Consider the following 23717-nt stretch of genomic DNA (forward strand, 5'->3'; position numbering starts at 1 on the left):
AGGCGGCCAGTAAGTTAATCCCCAGGAGCTTACACAGGTAAGTGACTGGGGTTAACGAATGCAGCCAACGCCGCTGCAGCCGCAATTAACCTCATAATTACCCTAAGTCATTGCGGTGGCAGCAAGGCGGCCAGTAAGTTAATCCCCAAGAGCTTACACAGGTAAGTGACTGGGGTTAACGAATGCAGCCAACGCCGCTGCAGCCGAAATGACGACGGGTAATTTTTATTTAAACTCAGCGCGAAACTTATCTACGTTTGCCTTGGTGACCACAGTGGCCGGTACCAAAATCACTTTATTTACAGTTTGTCCTGCGACGACTTTATTCAGCGCTTTGACGGCTTCAACGCCCATGTTTAGCGGGTCTTGTTGCAATACGGCGGTGACGTAGCCCTGGTCTATGCCTGAGATCGCCTTAGAGGTCAGGTCCCAACCAAAGACCTTAATGTCTTTCTGACGGCCCTGATTCTCAACGGCGGCGATGGCACCCAGCAGTGCTGGCTCTCCGGTGGCATAAATTGCGGTCATGCTCGGGTTGCCGGTAATTAAGTTTTCAGCCGCCGTTAAGGCATTGTCCTGAATATTTTGCCCATCAACCACGCCAACGACGCTAATGCCGCTGTGACCCTTAAGCGTATTTTCAAAACCCTTTTGGCGGTCGTTCTGAATCGCTGAGTTTAACGCGCCGACGATCCCAACTTTGGCTTTATCGCCCATATTCTTTTTGACATAATCGGTAAAGTAGTTACCCAATATTTCGCCGCCTTTAATATTATCGACGCCAACCTGCGCCTTCTGCTGGCCCGCTGGCAATACGGCATCAATCGCAATCACCGGTATATTTTTGGCTGCCGCTTCGGCAATGGCAGGCATAATTCCGTTAACGTCGATGGCATCAACCATAATCCCTTTCACGCCCTGCTGGATATAATTTTCAATCGCATCATTTTGCGCAACGGGATTATCATTGGCATTAAATATAATCAGCTTGGCCCCAGACTTTTTGGCTTCTTCGGCGGCCCCTTTATTCATCTGATTAAAAAACAGTGCCTGCTGGTTAATTTGCACCATCGCATAGGTCGGTGCTTCTTTCGCCCAAACACTGCTTGAAAATAATAGGCTCAACGTCATTGCTGCCAGTGTCGAACGCGCGAATTTATTCATCTGCACTGCAACATTTTTCTTACCGGTGTTGGTCAACATAATGACATCCTATAAAATAAGAGAGGACAATAAGAAATACCAGCAGGCATAGCCAAAGGAATTCGCGCAGAAAAAATCGGCGCAATTCCCGTGACATGGACCTGTCAGGGTTATTTTTGGGCGGATCAGATATCAGAATTTACGGCGAAGAATTCGAAGAGTGACGTTCCAAACGACGCTTTTTCGATAAAACGGTAATGCGGGTAAACTGTCAATTACAATTAATCGGCCGAGATAAATTGTCAAGTATAAAATTTCAGCCGTGTTCTTGGTTGGTGACAAAAAGTCCGTGACAGTGGCAAGAAATGACCCGCTGTCGTTGCGTTTGGCATATGCTGTCTTGATGTCGCCCGTAGAGTCAATTAGCCTAGTTGATATAGGCCCATCCGCCAGGACAGCAGAGAGAAATTATGGCCACTAAACGGGTAGTGTTATCCGACGTTGCACAAATGGCGGGGCTTTCCAAAGCCACCGTATCACGATATCTCAACAACAGCATTGTGCTGCCACAGCAAACGGTGGAGCGCATTGAACACGCAATCAACACTCTAGGTTATCGAGCCAATAGCCTTGCGCGACGTTTGAGCATGGGCGGCAGTGAAACTATTGGTTTAGTATTGCCTGATATTGCCAACCCGTTCTTCGCCGAACTGGCTGATGCGGCTGAAGAGGCGGCATCTGAACACAAATACAGCCTGGTGCTGTGCGTTACGCGAAATAATCTCGAGAAAGAGTGCCAGTTTATCCGCTGGCTCGACACTCGCCAGGTCGACGGCCTGCTCTTTACCACCAATCGCCCTGATAATGGCCAGCTCTGCCTTGAGCTAAAAGGCCAGCGCCATGTGGTGCTGATTGATGAAGATGTGCCGGGCTGCGACGTGCCCAAGGTATTTTCTGACAACGTGCACGGTGGCGAACTCGCCACCCAGGCGTTAATCGACGCGGGACATCGTCACATTGCGTTTGTCGGTGGCCCGGACGAGTTGATGAGCGTGCGCGAAAGGCATCAGGGTTATCGACAGGCATTGGTAAAAAGTGGCATAAGTTACGACCCGGCGTTAGTGCTGTATGGCGATTATGATCGCGGTTTTGGCCGACTGGCGCTAGAAACGCTGCTTGCCTTGCCTACTCCGCCGAGCGCAATTTTCGCCGCCAGTGATTATCTGGCACTTGGTTTACTTGACGGCGTGCGCGCCAACGGCCTAAGCGTACCGGATTCACTGTCGCTGGTCGGTTTTGATGACGCAATTTATTCAGACCTGATCACTCCCCGGCTGTCTACCATTCGCCAGTCCGCACGCGAGCTTGGGCGAACGGCGGTTGAAACACTGGTCAAACTGCTTAACGATGACGAAAACGTCAGTCGCGTATCGAGAATTCCCGTCGAGTTAATCTCCAGAGATTCAGTGGCTCACTGGCGAGCGAAACCTTGACAACGCTGCCCCACGACGGCGCTATTGCACCGTTTTAGAGCAGCTTATTTTTTGTACGCCCTCACTTGGGTAGCATTTTTACAAAACCAATTGTGAAAAATATGGCTCAGCGTAAAATATTTTTCACAAGAATTAGCTCATTGTTTTTATTCAGTTTATTGCACAACCTTTTCCCAGCAAATCCCCCCGCCAAACGACTTTTGTGCAAATATTGGCACGCTTACTGCAAATTCATTTTCGGCGATTCAGATATCCACACTCACTATTTTGTTAATCGGCTGAGCGGGAAAACAGGTCGCCGTTATTTTTGTCATTTGGGTAAACCGGTTTACAAGGAAAGAAAAATCGGAAATGACCAGTAACGGCAAATCTGTTGTATACAGACACGGTGGTACGTTCACCGAATGTGCGACCCGCCATCCCCTTTGTGATGGAGCAGATTTATGTCAAGAGACCTTGCAGGCACACCCAGGGTGGAGATGATTAATATCACCAAAACCTATGGTTCGATCCGCTCTCTTCGCGGCGTTAACTTAAGCCTTGCTCCGGGAGAAGTGCTCGGGCTGGTAGGCGATAACGGAGCGGGTAAATCAACCTTAACCAAGATACTGGCCGGAGCCGTCGTGCCCAGCAGCGGAAAACTGTGCATCGATGGTGAAGAAGTTAATTTCAACAACCCTTCAGACGCGCGCCGCTGCCATATTGAAATGGTTTATCAGGACCTGTCGCTGTGCGATACGGTTAACGTGGCCGGTAACCTGTTCATGGGCCGTGAACCACAAACTCGCCTACTGGGCATTCCGTTTCTCGATGAGAAAAAAATGCACGAAGAGGCACGTGAAATGCTGAAAGGCTTGGGGATCTCGATCCCTGATACCCGTCTGCTGGTGCGTAATCTTTCAGGGGGGCAACGTCAAGCGATTGCCATTGCCCGCGCGGCCGCGTTTGAACCCAAAGTATTAATTATGGATGAACCCACCGCCGCACTGGCCGTTGCCGAAGTAGAAGCCGTGCTGGAGTTAATCAGACGCGTTAGTGCCCGTGGGGTCAGCGTAATACTGATAACCCATCGTCTACAGGATCTGTTCCTGGTGTGCGACCGCATCATGGTGATGTACGAAGGCACCAACGTAGCCGAGCGAAAAATAGCAGACACCAGTTTATCTGACATCGTTAATCTGATCGTCGGGCAAAAGTTCGAGGCACATTCGGCTCGTGAAACCGTTCATCACTGAGTCTTTCAAAAGGTAAGCCCATGAGCATTATGAATATGTCCAGTCCACGACTGATTAAACATTCGCTGTCGCGCCGCATTTTGCACAATCATTCCGGCGTGGTCAGCATTGCGGTTTTCTTTATCTTTTGCTGCGTAGTGTTCTCGTTTGCCACCGATGATTTTTTAAGCAAATACAACTGGTTGAATATACTGCGTCAGAGCGCGCCGTTACTGATTGTGGCGGCGGCGATGACGTTAGTTATCACAACCGGTGGCATTGATTTATCCGTAGGCTCTACGCTGGCGCTGGTGGGCGCTCTTTCGGCGATTGCGCTTAACAACTGGGGATGGCCTTGGCCGGTGGTACTGCTGGCGGGTCTGGCGCTCGGCGGACTGATCGGCGCCATTAATGGCTATTTTATTGCCTATGAAGGAATTCCTGCCTTCATCGTCACCCTTGCTACATTAGCCGTTATTCGCGGCGTGGCGCTGCTGATGACCCAGGGATACTCCATTCCACTGCCCGCCGGGAGCGACTTTATTTGGCTCGGCCGCGCTTGGGTGCTAGGACTGCCGCTGCCGGCAATTCTTGGCGTGCTGGCGCTGGGGCTTGGCCACGTTTTGTTGAACCACACCCGTTTTGGCCGCTACGTGACTGCCATCGGTGCCAACGCTGAGGGCGTGCGCCGTGCAGGGGTCAATACTCGTTCAATCACCCTTTGGGTCTATGTGTTAAGCGGCATGTCTGCGGCGTTGGCCGGGATGATTATTACCGCACGTCTTGGCAGCGGTTCATCAAATCAGGGTGAAGGTTTTGAGCTACAGGTGATTGCCGCCGTGGTATTGGGCAGCACCAGCCTGTTTGGTGGTTTTGGTACAATTATCGGCACCCTGCTTGGCGCGCTGTCGATTGCGGTGATTCAAAACGGGCTGATCCTCTCGCACATGTCGCCGTTTTATACTCAGATTGCCACCGGCCTGATCATTTTGCTGGCTATCTGGCTGAACACCCGCATCTTTAACCCGGTTCGAACGAGCAAGGGGTAGTCAATGAATAAGCATTCAATATTCCGTCACGCCGACCCTTTCCCGCTGGGCGTTTCCAGCGGCTTTGTGAATACGGTTCTGGGGCCCATACCGGTGAGCGAGTTGGGCGTGACGTTAATGCACGAACATATTTTGCTCGATGCGTCGGGAAAGTGGGTGGCGCCCTGCTGTTGCAGCGATCGCCACATTGCCGAGATGCCGGTAAAAATCGAAAATCTTGGCGAACTGTCGTTAAACCCGCTGGCCAGCCGCGATAACTGCCAACTTTTTGACGCTGATTTGGCTACCGAAGAGTTAATGAAATTTAAGGCTCAGGGCGGTCAAAGCGTGGTCGACCCGACTAATCTGGGCATTGGTCGTGACCCTAAAGCGCTACAGCGCATTTCACGCTTGACGGGCCTGAACATTATTATGGGCACTGGCTTTTATCTCGAACCTTCTCATCCGGCCTATGTGAAAACGCATTCTCTGGAAACGCTGACCGAACAGATAATTTATGACGTTGGCGGTTTTGACGACAAGCCGGAAGTTATTGCCGGACTCATTGGCGAGATTGGCGTTTCCAGCGCCTTTACCGCCAATGAAGAAAAATCGCTGCGCGCGGCTGCACGAGCCAGTGCCGCCACCGGCGTGCCGCTCGAGGTGCATTTACCCGGCTGGGAAAGGCTGGGTCATAAGGTACTGGACGTGCTGGCCGAAGAAGGCGCTGATCTTAATCACACCGTGCTTTGCCATATGAATCCAAGCTTTGCCGACAAAAAATATCAACGCACGCTGGCAGAACGTGGCGCATTTTTAGAGTACGACATGATTGGCATGAGCTATTTTTATGCCGATGAGAGCGCACAATCCCCCTCAGACGAAGAGAACGCCCGCGCTATTCGTGAGCTTATCGACGATGGTTTTATCAAACAGGTTTTACTTTCACAGGATGTATTTTTAAAAACCATGCTGACCCGTTTCGGCGGACACGGCTATGGTTATATTCTAAAGCACTTTGTTCCCCGCCTGCGCCGCCACGGCGTCAGTGGAGAGCAGCTTGAGCAATTGCTGATTGGCAATCCACAGCGCGTTTTTAGCAACACTTGATTATCACCAACACCAGGGAAATTCATGCCATCTACTTTGTCTGTGATTGAACTGACACAAAAATTGCTGGCTTTTGACACCATAAATCCTCCCGGAAACGAGGAGGACTGCCTGCTGTGGCTCTGCGATTATCTTAAAATTCAGGGATTTGAGGTCAGCAAACATCCATTTGGCGTAAGAAGAATGAATCTGATTGCCAGGATAAAAGGCCGCAGTTCAGGCGCTCCGCTGGCTTTTTCCGGACATCTCGACACGGTGCCGCTGGGCAGTACACCGTGGCAATACGCACCGTTCGGCGGTGATATTGTCGACGGTAAAATTTTTGGCCGCGGCAGCAGCGACATGAAAGCAGCCGTTGCGGCATTTATCGTTGCCTGCATTAATCAGCGCGAGGCCATTCGCGCAGGCTGCGGCGTCGTGCTGCTATTAACGGGAGGTGAAGAAACCGGTTGCGACGGCGCGCGGGCGCTTATCGGCGATCCATCGGTTGATTTACCTCGCCCGGCGGCAGTGATTGTCGGTGAAGCTACGGCCAACTACCCGATCATAGGCCATAAAGGGGCGCTGTGGTTGCGCTGCGAAACACAGGGTAAAACGGCACACGGCGCGATGCCCGAACTGGGGATTAATGCGATTTACCTGGCCGCCGATGCCATTGGTAAAATACGCAGCTTTGAAATCGGTCCGCCGCATCCGTTAATGAAAAAACCGACGTTAAACGTGGGGACTGTTCGCGGCGGGCTGAATATAAACTCGGTGCCGGACCACGCCAGCTTTGACGTTGACCTGCGTACTGATCCGAGTGTAGTGCATCCTGCACTGATCAATAGATTACAAAATCACTTAAGTGACGCTGTAACCATCACTGCGTTGGTTGACCTGCCTGCCGTGCTCACCGACAGCCTGCATCCATGGATCAAGCGCGTGATAGACGCCTGCCAACCGCTTCACGCCGAGCCAATTACGCCGCGCATTGTGCCCTATTTTACCGACGCAGCCGTGTTGCTCAACGCCGTGGGTAATCCTCCCTGTGTTATTCTTGGCCCAGGAGAACCGAACATGGCACATCAAACCGATGAATATTGCGATGTGCAAAGCTTGGCTGCGTGCGTGGCACTTTATCAACGCCTGATTGGCGAGTTTTCTCAACCAGGCTGATAGGCAATTGCTGTTATCCTGCGTTTGTACCCTTTTTTTGCCCTTTTCGCCCCTCACAATAGCGTGATGCCAGTCGCGCTTTGCGGCTATCAGTCATTTCAATCAACCTGCTGACTCATCTCATCTCATCTCATCTCATCTCATCTCATCTGCAACATTTTCAGGCCGTTTAGTTCACATTTTAGAATTTTACTAGGCCATTACGTATCACTTGGTTCGCAATAGCACAATTTGCTTAACCCCAAGTAGCATAAGGCTTTCAGCCTATTTTTTAACTAAATTAACCCAAAAACCCCATAATTAATTACTTTACTTACGAAACCATCTATTCACCCCTTAAAAGAAGTGAATTAACATCCGGGAAACATTTATAAATATCTCGATCACAACTCGGGCATTGCGAACCTTTTGATTCAATCACTCTACTCATTTTGTAACTGGAACAGATCATGAAACAGAGCCTTCTCTCCATCATTTGCGCAGCCGGTGTGCTGTTAACAAGCCCCTGTGTGATGGCTGCGTTGCATCCACAACTCGATAACACCCAGGCTCATCAGGTTATTAACAGTGTGAAAACCACGCTGGCTCAGCAACACAGCGCCGGCTGCGTTGCCGTGGTCAACGCCGACGGAAAACTGCTGGCATTTGACCGTTTCGACGGTTCTCCTGCGGGCTGTGTCGACGCCGCTATTGGCAAAGCGCAGACTTCGGCGCTGTATCACGCCCCTTCGTTGAAATTCATGCAACGTCTACAGGGCGGGGAAACAACCGTGCTGGCTATTCCGCATGCCGTACCCCTGGGTGGCGGTTACCCGCTCACGCTGTCGGGTGAAGTGGTGGGCGCAGTGGGCGTAAGTACGCCAAAACAGGACATTGACAATCAGGCCTCTGAAACCGCCGCGAGCGTCTTGAAGTAACTCTTAACGGAAGAAAACCATGATCAATCTTTCACGCCGCCGAATGGTATTCGGCACCGCCAGCGTGCTCGCCGTCGGGATTGGCAGCCAGCTGTTAGGAAGCAGTGTGTTTGCAACACCGGCTCACGCCGCCCCGCCGCTGGCTTCGGCCATAGCTATGCCCGAGAATTTCATGCAGCTTTCAAGAAAATTGACCGCCGTGAGCAACCTCGAACCTCATCTGGGTCAGGCGTTATACAGCTGGCTGCATCACGATGAGCTCGACGTTCAGCTCGACGCATTGGCAACGCTGCTCGACGCTCACGGCGGCGTAGTCGGTGAGCCGCTGCATCAGCTGCTCGCCCAGCAACCGGCGGCGTTAGGCCTGCTGTATCAGCAGCTTGTTAACGGCTGGTATCTCGGCGTAGTCGGCCAGCCAGGCAGTCAGGTGTGCATTGGTTTTGAAAATATTGTGAGTTACGCGCTGGTCAAAGACAGCGTATTACCCCCGAGTTATGCGGTTGGCGAACCGAACTTTTGGGTCCATAAACCTGACAGCGAGGTGATTACCCATGGCTGATTCATTACACGCCGACGTCATTGTTATCGGTGCCGGTATCGCCGGTTCCCTCGCCGCAGAAAAAATGGCTAAGGCCGGTGTTTCTGTGCTGATGCTCGAGTCCGGTCCATTCATCAAGCGCGATGAGGCGGTTGAGTTGTTCCGCCAATCGCCTTTAAAAGGTGATTTCACCGAACCCTATCCGCCAAAACCCTGGGCACCGCAGCCGAAATTCCAGCCAAAAGATAACAACTATCTGATTCAGAAAGGCCCAGATGTTTATGCCGCGCAGTATCTGCGAGGCGTAGGGGGCACCACTTGGCACTGGGCAGGACAAGCCTTCCGCCTGCTGCCTAACGACATGAAAATCAGAACGTTGTACGGCGTGGGTCGCGACTGGCCCATTAGCTATGAAGATTTGGAGCCTTACTATACCGAAGCGGAAATTCAGATGGGCGTCTCCGGTGACGACGACTTGGGATCACCGCGATCGGAGCCTTATCCGCTGCCGGGCATTCCTCTTTCCTACGGCTTTGAGCGCATCAAACAGCGCGTAGCCCCTTTAGGCTACGTGGTTGGAATCGGTCCGCAGGCGCGTAACAGCATTCCTTACGACGGCCGTCCTGCCTGCTGCGGCAACAACAACTGCATGCCGGTGTGTCCGATCGACGCCCAGTATCACGGTGGAATTTCGGCCCGCAAAGCAGTCGAAGCCGGGGTGCGGGTCATTGCCAACGCAGTGGTGTATAAAATCGAGGCCGACGACAGCGGCAATATCGTCGCGGTGCACTACCTCGACTCACAAAAACAGACCCACAAAGTCACCGGCAAACGCTTTGTGCTGACGGCTAACGGGCTGGAGAGCCCAAAACTGCTGCTTATCTCAACCAGCGAAAAGTATCCCAACGGCATCGCCAACAGTTCCGGCATGGTGGGACGCAATCTGATGGACCACCCCGGCACGGCGGTTGAGTTTCTGGCCGATGAGCCGGTATGGTTTGGCCGAGGCCCTATGCGTCCAGGCAGTATCAATAACCTGCGCGACGGAGCCTTCCGCGCCGAACGTTCTGCGCTGCGCGTTGACCTAGCCAACACGTCGCCGGTGCGCACCTTAACCGAACGTCTTGTTAAACAAGGCTATTATGGCAAGGCGTTAAACGACAAACTGGCGTATCAGGCCGAGCGTTATGTGCTGTTGAACTGCCTGCTGGAAATGCTGCCTGAGCCAGAGAACCGCGTGGTGCCGAGTAAAACGGAGAAAGACGAATGGGGAATTCCGCGCCTTGAAGTCTATTACCAATTCCCGGACTACGTGCATAAAGGCTATGACCAGTCGATGCTCGATTTCCAGAAAATTGCCACCAGCATGGGCGGCACGGAGGTCGTTTACAGCAAGCGTGGCGTATACAACAACAATCAGCACATTACCGGCACTATGATCATGGGCAGTGACCCGAAAGATTCGGTGGTTGATGGTGACTGTCGCACCCATGACCACCCGAATCTGTTTATCGCCGGTACCGGCATCATGCCTTCTGCTTCCACCGTTAACTCGACGTTAACCGGTACGGCGCTGGCGCTTCGCATGGCGGATACGGTGCTGAAAAGCCTGGCCTGAGTCTTCCAAAGGACTGCGGCAGGCCAAAGACGGCTGCCGTATGAGGATGTGAAATGAGAATAAAAATTTTGCTGGCGGCCCTGTTGCCGCTGGCGGCAGCGGCCAGCGCTTTTGCAGACGACGCGTCGAGTTCGGCCGAAATGATTAAACGCGGCGCCTATCTGGCAACGGCGGCAGACTGTACCGCCTGCCACACCGCACCGGGTGCGCCTAGAAATGCCGAGTTTGGCGGCGGTTATCCGCTGGCCTCACCTTTTGGCGTTATTTACGGCACTAATATTTCATCAGACAAGCAGTTTGGCATCGGTGACTGGAGCGACAATGAATTTGTTCGCGCCGTGCGCGACGGCGTGGGTAAAGAGGGACAACAGCTTTATCCGGCCATGCCTTACGATTCTTTCACCAAAATGACACGTGAAGATGTGCTAGCCATTAAGGCTTACCTGCTTTCACTGCCCGGCGTGCACGCAGCTCCGGCGAAAACTGACCTGTCTTTCCCGTTTAACCAGCGCTGGGGCATGTCCTTCTGGAAGTGGTTCAACTTTGATAAAGGCACGTTGAAAAACGATCCGTCCAAAAGCGATGACTGGAACCGGGGGCGCTATCTGGTCGATGCTTTAGCGCACTGCGGCACCTGCCACACGCCGCGTAACTTAACAATGGGCATGGACAACGGCAAAGCCTTCGGCGGTGGCGATCTGGGTTCTTGGGTGGCGTTTAACATCACACCGGACAAGAATGCCGGTATTGGCAATTGGTCGCAGCAGGACTTGGTCACCTATCTAAAAACCGGTAACGTGGCAGGCAAGGCTTCGGCATCTGGCGCGATGGCAGAGGCGATTGAGCACAGCCTGCAACACTTGACCGACGGTGACCTCAATGCGATTGCTACCTATATTCGCTCAGTCCCGGCGATAAGTGACGACAGGCAAACGCAGCCGCGCGACCAGTGGGGTAAACCGGCGACCCATGTGTTTGCAGACAGGGCTGATGCGCAGGCGTTCGATCAGTCCGCTTCTGCCCTGTTTAACAGCAACTGTGCAGCCTGCCACGGTCAGTCTGGTGCGGGTATCGGTAAGGGCTTCCATGCCTATCCGTCACTGTTTAACCACACGACCACCGGCGCGGCCGACAGCCGTAACCTGGTGTCCGTTATTCTCGGTGGCGTACAGCGTCATATGAGTCAGGGCGAAGTCATGATGCCGTCATTTGCCAACCAGCTAACCGATGAGCAGATTGCGCAACTTAGTCAGTATGTCAGCAAGCAGTTTGGGGATCCGGCAGGGGCGACGGTCACGGCAAAGGACGTCGCCAAGATGCGTAAAGCGGCAGATCTGCCCTATCCACCAAAAGTTGAAGACGGCACTCAGAAATAAATCAGGTTTTTAAGGATTTTTGAGATGACTTCAGGCCGAACATCCGTTCGGCCTTTTTATTACCCTACGGAACAACGCGGTGTAATAGCTGAACGTAGGGCATTGGTTTCGTTATAAAAAGTATTGGCTTCGCGGTAAAGCGTGACGACGTCGCCAATGATCAACAACGTTGGTGTTTCGACGGCATGAAGCTCAATCATCATAGCCAACGTTCCCAACACGCTGGTCATCACCCGCTGCTCGGGCTGAGTGCCGCGCTCAATAATCGCCACCGGCGTACTGGCAGACAGCCCGTGCTGGATTAAACGCTGGCTAATCATGCCACTGCTGGCAATACCCATATAAAACACCAGCGTCTGTCGTTCGACGGCCAATGAGACCCAGTCGACATCCGGTTCCCCGTCAGCGCCGTGGCCGGTAGCCGCTCATGTTGCCAATCTTCATGTTGACCACCATTTGCGGTGGCGGCACCACCACGTTACGCACGTCGTTAAACGGATGAATTCCGAAGTTGGCCAACCAGTAATACGCAACATCATACCGCCGCCCAAGGCCGCGATTCCTGCGATAAATCGACGGCGCGACATCTGTTTTCTCTGGTTTATTGCGGGTCCTTATGGGGTAACAGCCAAAGTGGCTGATAAATTTCAGGCAAAAAAAAGCGTCCTGTTAGCGCTCAGTTTCCTGAACGCTAACGGACGCCTTTATCCGTAATCCTGACTAAGCCGCCGTTGGCCTAGTACTTGTGTAAAATATAATGCAGCTTGCGTGCCAATATAACGGAACCAGATGAGTTTATATAAATCAGTGAGTTATGAAATAATGAGTACCACCCAAACCTTTTATTGCACTGTCTGATACCTTTTGCACAACCTGATGGCACACTGCCAGTGCAACGACTCTTAAGGGATTATTCGGTTTTTTGGCCAATAAATCCGCCACTGCCAGCATCGCTTCGGCGATTTCGGCCAACTTTTTATTTTGGTTCATTGCCATGTCACGCAGCGTTTTGTGGGCATGTTGCTCACTAAGCCCGTGGTGCTGCATCAACAATCCCTTGAATCGCCGGATTGGCTGACGTGTCGACGGCTTCAAACACCCGCGAGAGATGGCTGTGGATCACGTCGCTGTAACAGTTCATCGCCTCAGGTTGGTCAATGGCCCGCGCGGCAATCTGCTGAGGCTGTACAACACGGTGGCGATGCAGCTAAACAGTCGTGAAGCATTGGCCATAAACTGGCCGCTTTGATCAAGTTGGTCTAATTTATTTATTGGCTAAACGCCGCTCGGCTAGCCCCACCTGATCAGCCCTTTCCCCTAAGCTGTCGCCATAATATTGACCGTCTGAACAAAGAAAAATGTTGGCCGTTCCTCGCTCACGCTGTAGCACGTGAATATGCTGGCTGGATTTGCCCACTAATTCGCCCATTTGCAGCAACTGCCTCAGGCAGAGTATTTCACTGTTTTAGAGGCCAATACAAAGTCCAAGGCAGAAATAGTCATCGGTAAAATGGGTCCAAATAAGCTTAACCATGTTAAGGGCTAAGCAAGAAACATGCCGAGGTAGACTTCATAAGATGCTGTTATCTATAAAATAAAAAGCCCTACTTTTAGTGTTTATGAAATTAATAATCGGCATGGCTGGCATCGCTTTATAAATATGATCTAAGGCAGAGTGAATATGTAAAAAGTGGCACTGCGGGGGAATTGCTTGAAACGCGGCGAGTGATTTCAATAAAAATTTAGCGTCGTGTTGGTTTTACCTTTATCTCCTTACACGTAAACTCACTACAGAGGGTAATACTCTGGGTAATTAACAGATTAACTGTTTAATAGTCACTACACTTAAACAGTGTTGCCCCTCAGTTATTACCAAGGGGCAACACTGTTAACTACGCTTCGCCAAGGACAAAACCTTTCGCCATCGTCACGTGACGATCGCACATGTGGTCGATGACGTCAGCGTCGTGACTCACCAAAATCATTGTCAAATCGCCAGCGGCCTTCAGCTCGTTAAGCAGATTGAGAATTTCTGCCTGAACGGACATATCCAGTGCCGAAGTCGGCTCGTCCAGCAACAGCAGCTTGGGTTTAAGCAGCAGCGCCCTGACAATGGCCACGCGCTGACGCTGACCGCCCGAAAGCTGATGCGGATAGCGGTGGATAAGCGCGGGGTCTAATCCCACCTGTCGAAAACCTTCCGCAACTTTCTGTTCAATATCCTGCTCTTTGAGCAGCTTCAGCGGTTCACTCAACGTGCGCAGCAGTTTGTGTTTCGGATGCAGTGAAGCGTAAGGGTCCTGAAACACCATTTGTACTTCACGACGTAGCGAACCGGTAAACGGCTTGCCCGGCGTTAAACGGTGTCCCAGCAGCGACATATTGCCGCTCCACTGAGTGTTGAGACCGGCCAACACCCACAGCAGTGAAGATTTTCCGCAGCCTGAAGGCCCGACCAAACCAAAGCACTCGCCCTGCGTGATAGTTAAATCAACATCGTGCACCACCGTTTTGACGTCGTAACCCTGACGGTGCGAAACGCTGAGCTGGTGCAGCTGGGCGATAATTTCCTGACTCATGACTGCCCCCTCTCACCGCCGAGCCTGGCGAGTAACTCACGGTCCAAAACCGGCAGCATTTCGCCACGCGTGGCCCTGCTCGGGCGGCACGACCAGAGTGTGTGGGTGTACGGATGGGTCGAGTGCGCCAGCTGGTCGGACGCGAGGCGGTCAACAATCTGCCCTTTATACATCACCATGACCTGCTCGGTATATTGCGCAACTTGCTGTAAATCGTGGCTTATTAGCAGCAGACCCATATTACGTTCGTCAACCAGACGCTCTATCAATTTCAACACCTGCTCACGCATTTCAAAGTCCAGCGCGGAGGTGGGTTCGTCGGCTATCAGCCACTGAGGGTGATTTATCAGCGCAATCGCCAGCATGACTCGCTGCCCCATGCCGCCCGAAAGCTGGTGCGGATAGTACTTGCTGAGCTGTGCGGGATGCGGCAAACCGACGGCGTTGAGCATTTCAAGACGCTGTTCTTTGAGCTCACTGCGGCTGAATTTTCCGTGCAGGCGCAGCGGTTCTTCTACCTGTTTGCCAATTGACATTGCCGGATTAAGCGCGTGTTTCGGGTCCTGCATTACCATGGCAATACGGTTGCCGCGCAGCTGATTCCATTCGCGCTGTTTTAAGTGCGTCAGGTCTTGCCCACCGAGGGTAAGTTGACTGGCCTGCATCTCGCACGGCGACGGTAACAGCCCCATCAACGCCCTTGCGGTCATCGACTTGCCTGAACCTGACTCTCCCACCAGCGCCACCCGCTGCTGGCCCACGCTAAATGAAATGGACTTAACCAGCTCAATCGGCTGCGGGCCCGGCACGTAAACGGTCAGGTCTCTGGCCACCAGCAGGTTCGACGCATCGCCTGCGCCGTTGATCGTCGTAGATTCATTCGCCATGACGGGTATCCATTTTATCGCGCAGGCCATCGCCTAACAGGTTAAACGCCAAGCTGGCGAACAGAATCGCCCCGCCAGGCGCGGCGGCCACCCACCATTGGTCAAAGATAACTTTACTGCCTTCGGCCACCATCGAGCCCCATTCTGCGGTCGGCGGTTGAATGCCCATCCCCAAAAAGCCGAGTCCGGCGGAAGACAAAATAATACCGCCGAGACTCAGTGCGGCACGCACCACCGCGCTTGGCAGACACAGCGGTAAAATGTGGCCAAACATCAGGCGAAAACCGCCGATGCCTTGCATGCGGGCAGCAGCCAGATAATCACTGCGGCGCAGCGCCAAGGTTTCAGCGCGAGCCTGTCTGGCAAACGGCGGCCAACTGGTAAATGCCAGCGCCAGCGCGCCGTTCATCAGGCCGGGGCCAAGAATTGCCACCAGCGCCAACGCCATCACCAGACTCGGCAATGACAGCACAATATCGGTGAAACGCATCAGAATACGCTCTACCCAACCGCCAAGATAACCGGCGCTGATCCCTACCAGCAGGCCAAAAGGAATGGTCAGCAGCAAAATCAGCGACACGAGCAGCAAGGTAGGTCTGGCACCAAAAATAACCCGTGAAAGCAGATCTCGGCCAAAACCGTCAGTGCCTAGCCAATGTTCGGCAGAAGGCGGCATCAGGCGGATTTCGATGTGCTGAATGTTGGGGTCAAACGGTGCCAGCCACGGCGCAAACAGCGCGGCCAACAGCAGAATAATCGCCAGCGTGGTGCCGATGGAAAGCGTAGTCAGTCGACGCGGTCCTCTGCTGGGCGTTACCCGCACCTGGGTCGGTTGTTCAGGAATGAGTTGTGTCATAAAAAGTGCTTACCGGGTTCGCGGATCGAGTAAATAAGTCAGCGCATCAGCCAACGCATTCAGCAGAACAAAACAGGTGCCAATCAGCAGCGTCGAGCCTAAAATTGCCGGCGTATCGGAGGCAAACAGCGCGGTGGTGAGATAACGACCCACGCCGGGCCAGGCAAAGACGGTTTCTGTCAGCACCGCACCTTCAAGCAGGCTGGCATAGGAGAGGCTCAGCACGGTGATAAGCGTACCCAACACGTTGGGAAACACATGACACAGCAGCACGCGTGCACGACCCGCGCCTTTTGAACGGGCGAGGATCACGTACTCCTTGTTCATTTCACCCAGCATAGAGGCGCGCAGTAGGCGGGTAATGCCGGCCATCGACAGCAGAGCCAGTACAGTGACCGGCAGCCACATGTGCTTAATGGCGTTGTAAAACATCTCACGATCGCCAGACAACCAGGTGTCAATCAGCACAAAACCGGTGCGCGGTTCCAGGGTGTAAAGATAGGCGTCGTCGAGCCTACCCGGACCTCCGGCCCAGTGCAGTACGGCATAAAATAGCAGTAGTCCGAGCAGGCTGAGCCAAAAAATCGGCACCGAATAGCCCAGCAACGACACCAGCCGCACCACATTATCAATCCAACTTCCCGGTTTATAAACGGAAAGCAGCGCCAACGTTATGCCCAGCGCCGCGCCGAGAATAATCGCGCAGGTCGCCAGCTCAATGGTGGCGGGGAAAGTGTGCATCAGGTCGGAAGCCACCGGCTGACCCGTAATGCTCGACATGCCCATGTCGCCGTGCGCCAGATGCTGTAGATAGTGCCAAAACTGCACCGGCATCGGTTTATCTAAACCCAGATCTTTGCGTACTTGCGCATAGGTTGCTTCACTGGCGTGATCACCGGCAATCTGCAATGTGGGGTCTAGCGGCGCTAAATGAGAGAGCGCAAAGGTAAAGGCCAGCAGCCCAAGCAGAGTCAGCATTAACGAAACAAGGCCGCCTACCAGGCGGCCCGACCAACGCCAACCCTGTCGGAACAGCCCGACCGGGGGAGTACTGTCTATCATTACTTGGTGACCTTGCTGTAGAACACCATGTCAGGGTTAATGCCCTGTACGTAGCCTTTAATGTTGTCGCGTACGGCAATCAGGCTGCGCGCCTGCAGGCCAATCACGAACGGAGAGCTCTTCTGCACCGCCAACTGCAACTGGCGATAGTCCGCCACGCGCTTGGCCTTGTCATTTTCGGCAGTCGCTGCCAGCGTCAGCTTGCTCAGTTCTGGAATGCTCCAGTTGGCGCGCCACGCCAGGGTATTGCTGCCGTCTTCCGGGTTATAGGCAAAGGCTGCCGCGTTGGTGTTAGGGTCAAAGTAGTCCGGACCCCACGAGGAAAGCGTTGCGTCGTAGTTGTGTGATTTCACTTTCAGCGAGATTTGCGAGCTTACGCCCGGCTCCAGCTTAACGGTCACGCCGCCCTGAGCAAAGCTCGCCTGCAATGCCTGCGCAATGTCGAGGTACGGTGGCTGGTTGGTCACCGCAATGGTGAAGCTCACGTCTTTCAAACCGGCTTTTGCAAGAATTTCTTTTGCCTTGGCCGGATCAAACTTGTACGGATTGTCGTTCAATGCGCCTAAATAACCGTCCGGCAGGAACGCCTGATGCACCTGGAACTGGCCCTTCAGCAGGTCTTTGGCAATATGCTCGTAGTCAAACAGGTAGCGCGACGCTTCCCAGAATGCCGGATTACCCAGCGCAGGCGAGGCCTTAACGTTGAAATAAAGGAAATAAAGAGAGGCATAAGGCACGGCCAACGGTTTAACGCCCGGTTTGCCTTCAAGGCCTGCCATTTGGTCAGCACCGAGGTTGCGTGCCATATCGGCGTCGCCCTGCTCAATGAGTAGACGTCGCGCGGCGGCATCGGGCACATTTTTAATCAGCACGGTAGGAATTTTTGGCGCGCCGCCAGGCGAACTCGGGTTAGCCTGCAGCACCAGCACCTGATGCGGCACATAGGTGCGAATTTGATACGGACCACTGCCTGCTGAATGATCACTCAGCCACTGATGGCCGAAGTCGTCACCTTTGGCGTTTTGTGACACCAACTTGGAGTCAACGATAGAAGAAACCGGCGCAGAAAGCAGGCTTAGCACGAAGTTCGGGCTTACGTTTTCGGTCCAGCTGATTTTAACGTGCTGTGCATCGACCTTGGTCAGGAAGCCATCAACGTTTTTAGCGCTCCAACCCAACTGGGTCAGAATAAAGGAAGGCTCAAGGTTCAGTTTCACCACGCGTGAAAGTGAATAAATCACGTCATCTGCCGTGAGCGGATTACCGCTGGCAAAGGTCGCCTTCGGGTTCAGGGCAAAGGTCAGACTTTTGCCGTCACTGCCCGCCTGCCATGAAAAAGCCAGCGTCGGCTTCAAATCGATAGGGTTGTTCGGGTCAGACTGAATCAAACGCTGATAGATATTATTAAACGCCTGCACAGTGGTCAGCTCAAAACCCTGAGCCGGGTCAAAACTGGACGCGTCGTCCAAAGACTGTGCAATAACCAGAGTATTGGCCGGTGTTGCCGCCTGTACGGTAAAAGTGGCAGCCATGGCTGCAAAAAGAACGGAAGGAATTATTTTTTTCATTTATAAACGCTCTTATAACTTAGCGAAGTTGCTAATGATTTTGGGAGTGTATGGGAGATATGAAGAGACAATAAAGTCATTTGCGCTCTAACGTTATTCAATTTTTGCATAAAGTGATGTAAATGGTTATAAGTTAGTCAAACCGGTCAGGTTCGACTGATAAATCTTTACTCCCCAACGCCTGCGAAACGTATGGCTGCCTTAATCGGGCAATATCCGCCGTTCAACGACTTGTGCCCTCTTAGCCATAGCCTGCTGCTGACGATTAAATGTCTGCAATTTGGATAGATTATTTCGAATTTCTTGAGTCTTGATGTCATTAATTTCTAGTTCAATCACCCTGCTCTTATAATTCAATCTCACAAGCTCTTGCTCTGCGCTGTTACTGTTGCAGTTTGGCGTTAGCAGCACGGTATCGAGCATTTTCTGAAACTGCGTGCTAATTTTTGAGGAATTCGCTTCGCTATGCTGTCCCTTAAGTTCAGCTAATCGGTTTTCGAGAACAGCCGTTTTATTGGCGTCCTGGTTCAACATCTCAAGCTCTCTATCCACGACAATAAGGGGCCGCAACTGCTGAGTAAGCTCTGCCATCTCGCGATCGTCATCACTGATAATGTGCTGATTGGTGATATTTTTATGCCGAACGGGTTTAACTGAAATTGCCCCCTCGGCACTGTACGGCCGCACTGACTCAAGACGCATCTGTTCTTCCGATTCTGCCACCCGCGATAAAATCCCGTTGAAAAGCGCCTGTATTACGTTAATCGACTGCGGTAAAACGCTCTCTGGCGCGTTCATCGCCTGCCTTCTCACGATTTCACTCTGCTCAAACAAACGATCCTTTATCTCTGATGTACGCCGAGATGCCTGATTGACCCAGTGAAAACCTGCGCTAACCCCCGCAATATTGTCAAAGAGGTCAAAAAACTTATGACTTGGATCTGTTTCTGCTAGGCTTTTAGCCCTTCTCGCGATATCGCTATGGGTTGCTCTAGAAATATTCAGCTGCTCAATTCGATTAAATTCAGTTTCCACCGCCAATGTATACTGGGGCATTGCCGCAATCAGTTTCGCATGGAGCAAGCCGGTTTCTAAAGCAGCCTTCGGCTTCAAAGCTTCATCCGTGTTCTTACATCTTAAATCATATGTTTGATATTTTAAGAATTTCTTCAGTTCACTATTTTTAGGCAACAGGTTTGAACCTTGAAGTTGTTGCAAAACCTCTACAGCCTGGTTGGATAACGCGCGAGGATGTCTTAACCAGCCTTCAATGGCGGCGTGCTTTAAGCGATTAAAACCGTCTCTCTCTGACTGCATCATAATAATGGAATGTGCAGCATCGGTTTTATGGCTTTGCAGAAAGTCTCGGAATGGTTGGTGTGAATTGCCCCCCTCACCCGCGGCCAACAGTAGTGTAACGAACTTATGGGTAGTTTGATGGGTCTCGTAATTAATAAGCGTCAGCGAGCGGGTCCCAGCAGATATATTCCCCCCTGTCTCGGTCAACATATTCCTGTACACATTTTCAGAGGATATTGCACCCAAGTCGAATAATAGTTGCATTAGCTCAATGTAATACGACAATGCAGCATCGATGGCTGTACTATAGCCGCTAATGCTTGCCAGCTTGGCACCCAGGTCGGGGTTTTGGTCTAAATGCTTGGCCGCCGACTCAGGAGATATTTTTGCCAGCCCTGCCGCAAATATCAGCGTATGATAAATTGAGGCCAGTTGCGCTGGAGTAGTTAATAAGGGCGTAGTCAATAAAGGTAGTGTTAATGACGCCGCCTTTGAGGCTGCCTGCGAAAAACCGCGCACTGCTTCAAGCCGCGCGTGCTTAGCCACGGGTGGCTCGGTAATAACCACTAACTCAGTGGTGCCGACATTATTTTCAATCGGCTCCTGTTTAATAATCACGTCTGATATGGGATGGGCATCAAGCCAACTTCGGACCTCTTTGCGTGATATTTTCCACCGTATCGAATGTTGATTAATATTTTGCGCACGCTCAGCGTCGGACATTATATCCACACCATAATATTGCGATAAATGTACTGCAGTCACCTCCATCAATGTCAGGGCTTGCAGATTTTCTTTATAAAGTTTTAGCAGCCGTTCTTTTTTTTTGGCAACGCCAACGTCAAACAGCGGATCATACATTCTGCCATAAGAGACAAAATACTCCTCACCGGGTGCTACCTCCCTTATTGTTATGTAAGCATTGAGTCTGTTGCCAATCTGAACCGAGGCCACGTTATTTTCTGCCAGTTCAGACGCATTCGATAAACAACCGGTATTGATATTGCTCAGGACATTGCCACTTTGATAGGCATCGACGATTACTTTTTCTGAACGTGTAGCCCAGCTGTGGGAATAACTGTTTGCAGTGCCCTTTTTCGCACTATTTGTTTTAAATTTTCAGTGTTCACGACTTCACCGGCATAAATACCTAGCACAGTATAGGCGGCAACGGGATCCGGCCCGGGATTTAGCACGCCCATCCCCAAATTGATTATTTCATCGCTGTCAGGTGCCTGACGATGTGACCCCCGGCTGACCATCATCTTATTCATTCGCTCTGCCTGTATTGTTTCATTGGCAATCTGACGCTGCACTTCCGACAGTAATGTACTTTTAAGGCGTTTAGCCTGCTCAATATGCAGGGTGTTAAAAACGGCATGCATTTCGCCCCAACCTGTCACTTTAAGCCTATTTATCTGTTCGACAGAGCTGAGGCCCAAGGTTTGCAGAGTGAGGCTTTTATGAGGGTCAGTCAGAGAGTGAACTATAGGCAGGCTGTTGTCTAATAGCGGTCGATTGCTCAGACGCAAAGTATCGCTATTAGCGACGTTTACCACCTGACCTGCGTCGTCGAGTGTTATTTCATCAATGGTCTGCTCAGCGATAGTGGGTTCGGTTTTAATGGTTATGGCAGGCGAAAACATCTGCTTTTCCACAGTCTGGAGGCGGGACTTTTTAATCTTATAGCTTACCGCGGAAATAAATTTCGTTATGTCGACTTCGCAGCGTCTGGCAAAAGTTAACTTGTGAATTTTTGCCTCTTCAAGCTTCACCCGATTTGTAAGCCAAGCCGTAGTAGCAAGTTCGGAGTTTACTCTGCAATGCGCATTTTCAATAATAGCGTCAATTACATTTTTTTGCTCGACAGATAGCGCTATTCTCGCCTGACGCTCGCAGCGAACTAACCATTCTAACGACTTCGGGGGAACGTTGCATTTACTGGCGAAAGATTCTAATTTAATCCTTAAATCACTAAGCGCCGTCTGATTATTTAACCAAGCGCAGGATGTTTTGACTAAGTTATTCGAGCATACCTCCGCGCACATTATATTATCAATTAAATTTCGTTGCGTGCTCGTGAGTTCGGCATGAAGCTTTATTTCATGTAATACATTACGCCTTAGGGAGACTGGTTTTACCTTACAGGCAAAGGCAAACACGGCTTGATCAATATTTGCGTCAGTAAGTTCTTGCTTAAAGTCAAGCCAGGCAACTACCGTGAGGGCAAGAACAGTCTCTTTCCTTTTAGTCTTTGCTATTTTTCTTGACTCAATAATACGCTGTAATAGTGCTTGCTGGGTCGCGCTGAGTGAAGCTTTTATCTTATGATTTTGAATAACTGCTCGGGTAAACGACTGCACCTTGAGTTCACATGCAGAGGCAAAGCTTATATGATTAATCCCCCGAGCCGCTAAACTGGTTGCATTATCAACCCAAGTTTTTGCAGATTTAGTGATATCTTTCTTGCATCTAGCAGATAAGATGAGACTCTCTAAAAATGTTTTATTACCCTGAGAAAGCTCAACCGCAATTTTAGTTTCAATAAGAATATTTTTAGACAAATAGCTAGGACGAAATCCGCATAAGCTAGAATAAGTACTTTGTTTAATTCCTGCGCTTTCTAACTCTATTCCTCTATCGTTCCATACCTGAGCCGCAAGGCTAACATCATCCTTACAGCCAGTTTCGTGGAATAAATCATTGATAAGCATTTGCTGTTTCTCATTTAAACTCACGTTTTTCTTTTCAATGAAAGATATTTTACCTACCTGGTAACTCAGATTTTTCAAGCCAATACGACAGCAATGGCTAAATACATCTTGCTTGATTTTTTGACGTATAAATGCATCTTTGTATTTCAACCATACAGCAGCAGATTTGACAGCATTTTCGATGCATCCTTCATCTTGGATTATTTTTTCGACCCTAGCCTTCCTCTGTTGCAAAAAATTATCGAAAACCTTCTTTTTAAAAGCGACTAATTGCGGTGCTGATGAAAGAAAACGGTGCGACTCAGAATAATGTGAATCCTCCCCTAGCGGGTTTTTAATATTTAACCGACTCAGGTTAGTATTGATAACTCTTAACACAATACCGTATTTATGGGCAAATATCGGCCTTGAAATTCCCGAGGCAATAAATTCATCCTTGAAGTTTATCATTATCCAAGCAGCATTATCTATATCCCTTGACGTACCGTATTCATTGATAATACATTGAACAAGCTCTTCCTGCTCCGGAGACAGCACTTCATTAACCTGATTTTTTTCATATAAATAGTTAAAAAAGGAATGTAGGCTAACGTTGCTTCGTACGGCAAAAGAGCCTGCTGTTATATTTTCCCTCTCAAACTCAGCTTTGTTATCCAACCACACTTGCAGTGTTTTCTCTAAGCTCCCCGTGCAGTTTTTTTTTGCAATAATGTTTTCAACATACTGCTGCTGTGCGGCGTTAAGTACTACTCGAGACTGTAACTCCCGAGTAATGCTTTTAGAAAGACTGTCGAAATTGACGTTGCAAAAGTTGGCAAAATGCCTTCGATCTACTCCCGCTTGCTTTAACTGCCTTTCATTATTTAGCCAGGCGATGCTGGCTTTATCTCGATCATTACTGCATTCCGTATGATTAATTATTTTGTCTAACAATTTTTTTTGAACTGCGGTTAATTCTAGCTTATCTGGCCGCGTAAGCACATTGCCCACCTCAGTTTTTTGGGTCTCCGAAAGTCCCTCTAGGGCGCTTTGCTCTCCTGACCTTACTGAATAAGAGACGGGGGTTGCAGCGCTCGTTTCTACTCTATTTACATTATTTAAAAATGACTGACTGGAGAAAGACATTCTTGCTGAAGTGGCCGTGGATAACCCTGGCT

20 protein-coding genes and 2 pseudogenes are annotated in these 23717 nt (G+C 50.9%); 10 read left to right on the plus strand and 12 right to left on the minus strand.

Annotation, left to right across the window (positions count from 1 at the left end):
* Nucleotides 1-225: 225 nt before the first annotated feature.
* Nucleotides 226-1131 (minus strand): ABC transporter substrate-binding protein, encoded by a 906-nt coding sequence (locus tag BS639_RS08255; RefSeq protein WP_228779677.1) that lies wholly within the window; start codon nucleotides 1129-1131, stop codon nucleotides 226-228.
* A 482-nt stretch (nucleotides 1132-1613) separates the two neighbouring features.
* Here BS639_RS08255 and BS639_RS08260 point away from each other — a divergent pair, with 482 nt between their 5' ends.
* The 9 genes from BS639_RS08260 to BS639_RS08300 all read left to right on the plus strand — a co-directional run bounded on the left by BS639_RS08260 (nucleotide 1614) and on the right by BS639_RS08300 (nucleotide 11595).
* Nucleotides 1614-2636, plus strand: a complete 1023-nt coding sequence (locus BS639_RS08260; RefSeq protein ID WP_084982802.1) for a LacI family DNA-binding transcriptional regulator — start codon at nucleotides 1614-1616, stop codon at nucleotides 2634-2636.
* A 479-nt stretch (nucleotides 2637-3115) separates the two neighbouring features.
* On the plus strand, nucleotides 3116-3871 hold the full coding sequence (locus tag BS639_RS08265; protein ID WP_162287709.1) for an ATP-binding cassette domain-containing protein: 756 nt from the start codon (nucleotides 3116-3118) through the stop codon (nucleotides 3869-3871).
* 29 nt (nucleotides 3872-3900) lie between these two features.
* Complete coding sequence (locus BS639_RS08270) at nucleotides 3901-4899, plus strand: ABC transporter permease (protein ID WP_162287710.1); 999 nt, start codon at nucleotides 3901-3903, stop codon at nucleotides 4897-4899.
* Nucleotides 4900-4902: 3 nt separating this feature from the next.
* The gene (locus BS639_RS08275) at nucleotides 4903-5988 is read left to right on the plus strand and encodes a phosphotriesterase family protein (RefSeq protein ID WP_084982805.1); all 1086 of its coding nucleotides are present in this window, start codon (nucleotides 4903-4905) and stop codon (nucleotides 5986-5988) included.
* 24 nt (nucleotides 5989-6012) lie between these two features.
* Nucleotides 6013-7146 (plus strand): M20 family metallopeptidase, encoded by a 1134-nt coding sequence (locus BS639_RS08280; RefSeq protein ID WP_084982806.1) that lies wholly within the window; start codon nucleotides 6013-6015, stop codon nucleotides 7144-7146.
* A gap of 449 nt (nucleotides 7147-7595) precedes the next feature.
* The gene (locus BS639_RS08285; RefSeq protein WP_084982807.1) at nucleotides 7596-8063 is read left to right on the plus strand and encodes a GlcG/HbpS family heme-binding protein; all 468 of its coding nucleotides are present in this window, start codon (nucleotides 7596-7598) and stop codon (nucleotides 8061-8063) included.
* A 19-nt stretch (nucleotides 8064-8082) separates the two neighbouring features.
* Nucleotides 8083-8622 carry a sugar dehydrogenase complex small subunit gene (locus tag BS639_RS08290; protein ID WP_084982808.1) on the plus strand — a complete coding sequence of 180 codons (540 nt, stop codon included), beginning with the start codon at nucleotides 8083-8085 and terminating at the stop codon, nucleotides 8620-8622.
* A complete protein-coding gene (locus BS639_RS08295) occupies nucleotides 8615-10219 on the plus strand; it encodes a GMC family oxidoreductase (RefSeq protein WP_084982809.1) in 1605 nt (534 codons plus the stop codon). Before BS639_RS08290 ends, BS639_RS08295 begins: the two co-directional genes overlap by 8 nt.
* Before the next feature lie 53 nt (nucleotides 10220-10272).
* Nucleotides 10273-11595 carry a c-type cytochrome gene (locus BS639_RS08300; RefSeq protein ID WP_084982810.1) on the plus strand — a complete coding sequence of 441 codons (1323 nt, stop codon included), beginning with the start codon at nucleotides 10273-10275 and terminating at the stop codon, nucleotides 11593-11595.
* Between the two features lie 59 nt (nucleotides 11596-11654).
* Here the strand turns inward: BS639_RS08300 and BS639_RS08305 are convergent.
* From BS639_RS08305 to BS639_RS08315, 3 genes and pseudogenes are all read right to left on the minus strand, one after another.
* Nucleotides 11655-11987, minus strand: a pseudogene (locus BS639_RS08305) (uroporphyrinogen-III C-methyltransferase); the annotation flags it as partial.
* 25 nt (nucleotides 11988-12012) lie between these two features.
* Nucleotides 12013-12123 (minus strand): annotated as a pseudogene (locus BS639_RS08310) (ABC transporter substrate-binding protein); the annotation flags it as partial.
* 276 nt (nucleotides 12124-12399) lie between these two features.
* A complete protein-coding gene (locus tag BS639_RS08315) occupies nucleotides 12400-12690 on the minus strand; it encodes an ANTAR domain-containing response regulator (protein ID WP_407690304.1) in 291 nt (96 codons plus the stop codon).
* 19 nt (nucleotides 12691-12709) lie between these two features.
* Here BS639_RS08315 and BS639_RS25180 point away from each other — a divergent pair, with 19 nt between their 5' ends.
* Nucleotides 12710-12844, plus strand: coding sequence for a hypothetical protein (locus BS639_RS25180; protein WP_267893481.1), 135 nt, complete (start codon nucleotides 12710-12712; stop codon nucleotides 12842-12844).
* A gap of 15 nt (nucleotides 12845-12859) precedes the next feature.
* On the opposite strand, the gene BS639_RS24890 is transcribed toward BS639_RS25180, so the two are convergent.
* The 8 genes from BS639_RS24890 to BS639_RS24895 all read right to left on the minus strand — a co-directional run.
* Nucleotides 12860-13024, minus strand: coding sequence for a hypothetical protein (locus BS639_RS24890; protein WP_158086927.1), 165 nt, complete (start codon nucleotides 13022-13024; stop codon nucleotides 12860-12862).
* Between the two features lie 463 nt (nucleotides 13025-13487).
* A complete protein-coding gene (locus BS639_RS08320; protein WP_084982813.1) occupies nucleotides 13488-14174 on the minus strand; it encodes an ABC transporter ATP-binding protein in 687 nt (228 codons plus the stop codon).
* Complete coding sequence (locus BS639_RS08325) at nucleotides 14171-15061, minus strand: ABC transporter ATP-binding protein (protein WP_084982814.1); 891 nt, start codon at nucleotides 15059-15061, stop codon at nucleotides 14171-14173. The genes BS639_RS08320 and BS639_RS08325 overlap by 4 nt, the downstream gene beginning before the upstream one ends.
* Nucleotides 15051-15917, minus strand: coding sequence for an ABC transporter permease (locus BS639_RS08330; RefSeq protein WP_084982815.1), 867 nt, complete (start codon nucleotides 15915-15917; stop codon nucleotides 15051-15053). The genes BS639_RS08325 and BS639_RS08330 overlap by 11 nt, the downstream gene beginning before the upstream one ends.
* Before the next feature lie 9 nt (nucleotides 15918-15926).
* Complete coding sequence (locus BS639_RS08335) at nucleotides 15927-16979, minus strand: ABC transporter permease (RefSeq protein WP_084982816.1); 1053 nt, start codon at nucleotides 16977-16979, stop codon at nucleotides 15927-15929.
* Nucleotides 16979-18547 (minus strand): ABC transporter substrate-binding protein, encoded by a 1569-nt coding sequence (locus BS639_RS08340; protein WP_084982817.1) that lies wholly within the window; start codon nucleotides 18545-18547, stop codon nucleotides 16979-16981. Before BS639_RS08340 ends, BS639_RS08335 begins: the two co-directional genes overlap by 1 nt.
* 201 nt (nucleotides 18548-18748) lie before the next feature.
* Complete coding sequence (locus BS639_RS08345) at nucleotides 18749-20800, minus strand: hypothetical protein (RefSeq protein WP_139804066.1); 2052 nt, start codon at nucleotides 20798-20800, stop codon at nucleotides 18749-18751.
* Nucleotides 20801-20886: 86 nt separating this feature from the next.
* Nucleotides 20887-23717, minus strand: a 2831-nt coding sequence (locus BS639_RS24895) for a hypothetical protein (RefSeq protein WP_158086928.1), incomplete at its 5' end; no start/stop codon positions are given.

The sequence above is a fragment of the Rouxiella silvae genome (genome assembly GCF_002093625.1).
GTDB classification, from domain to species: domain Bacteria; phylum Pseudomonadota; class Gammaproteobacteria; order Enterobacterales; family Enterobacteriaceae; genus Rouxiella; species Rouxiella silvae.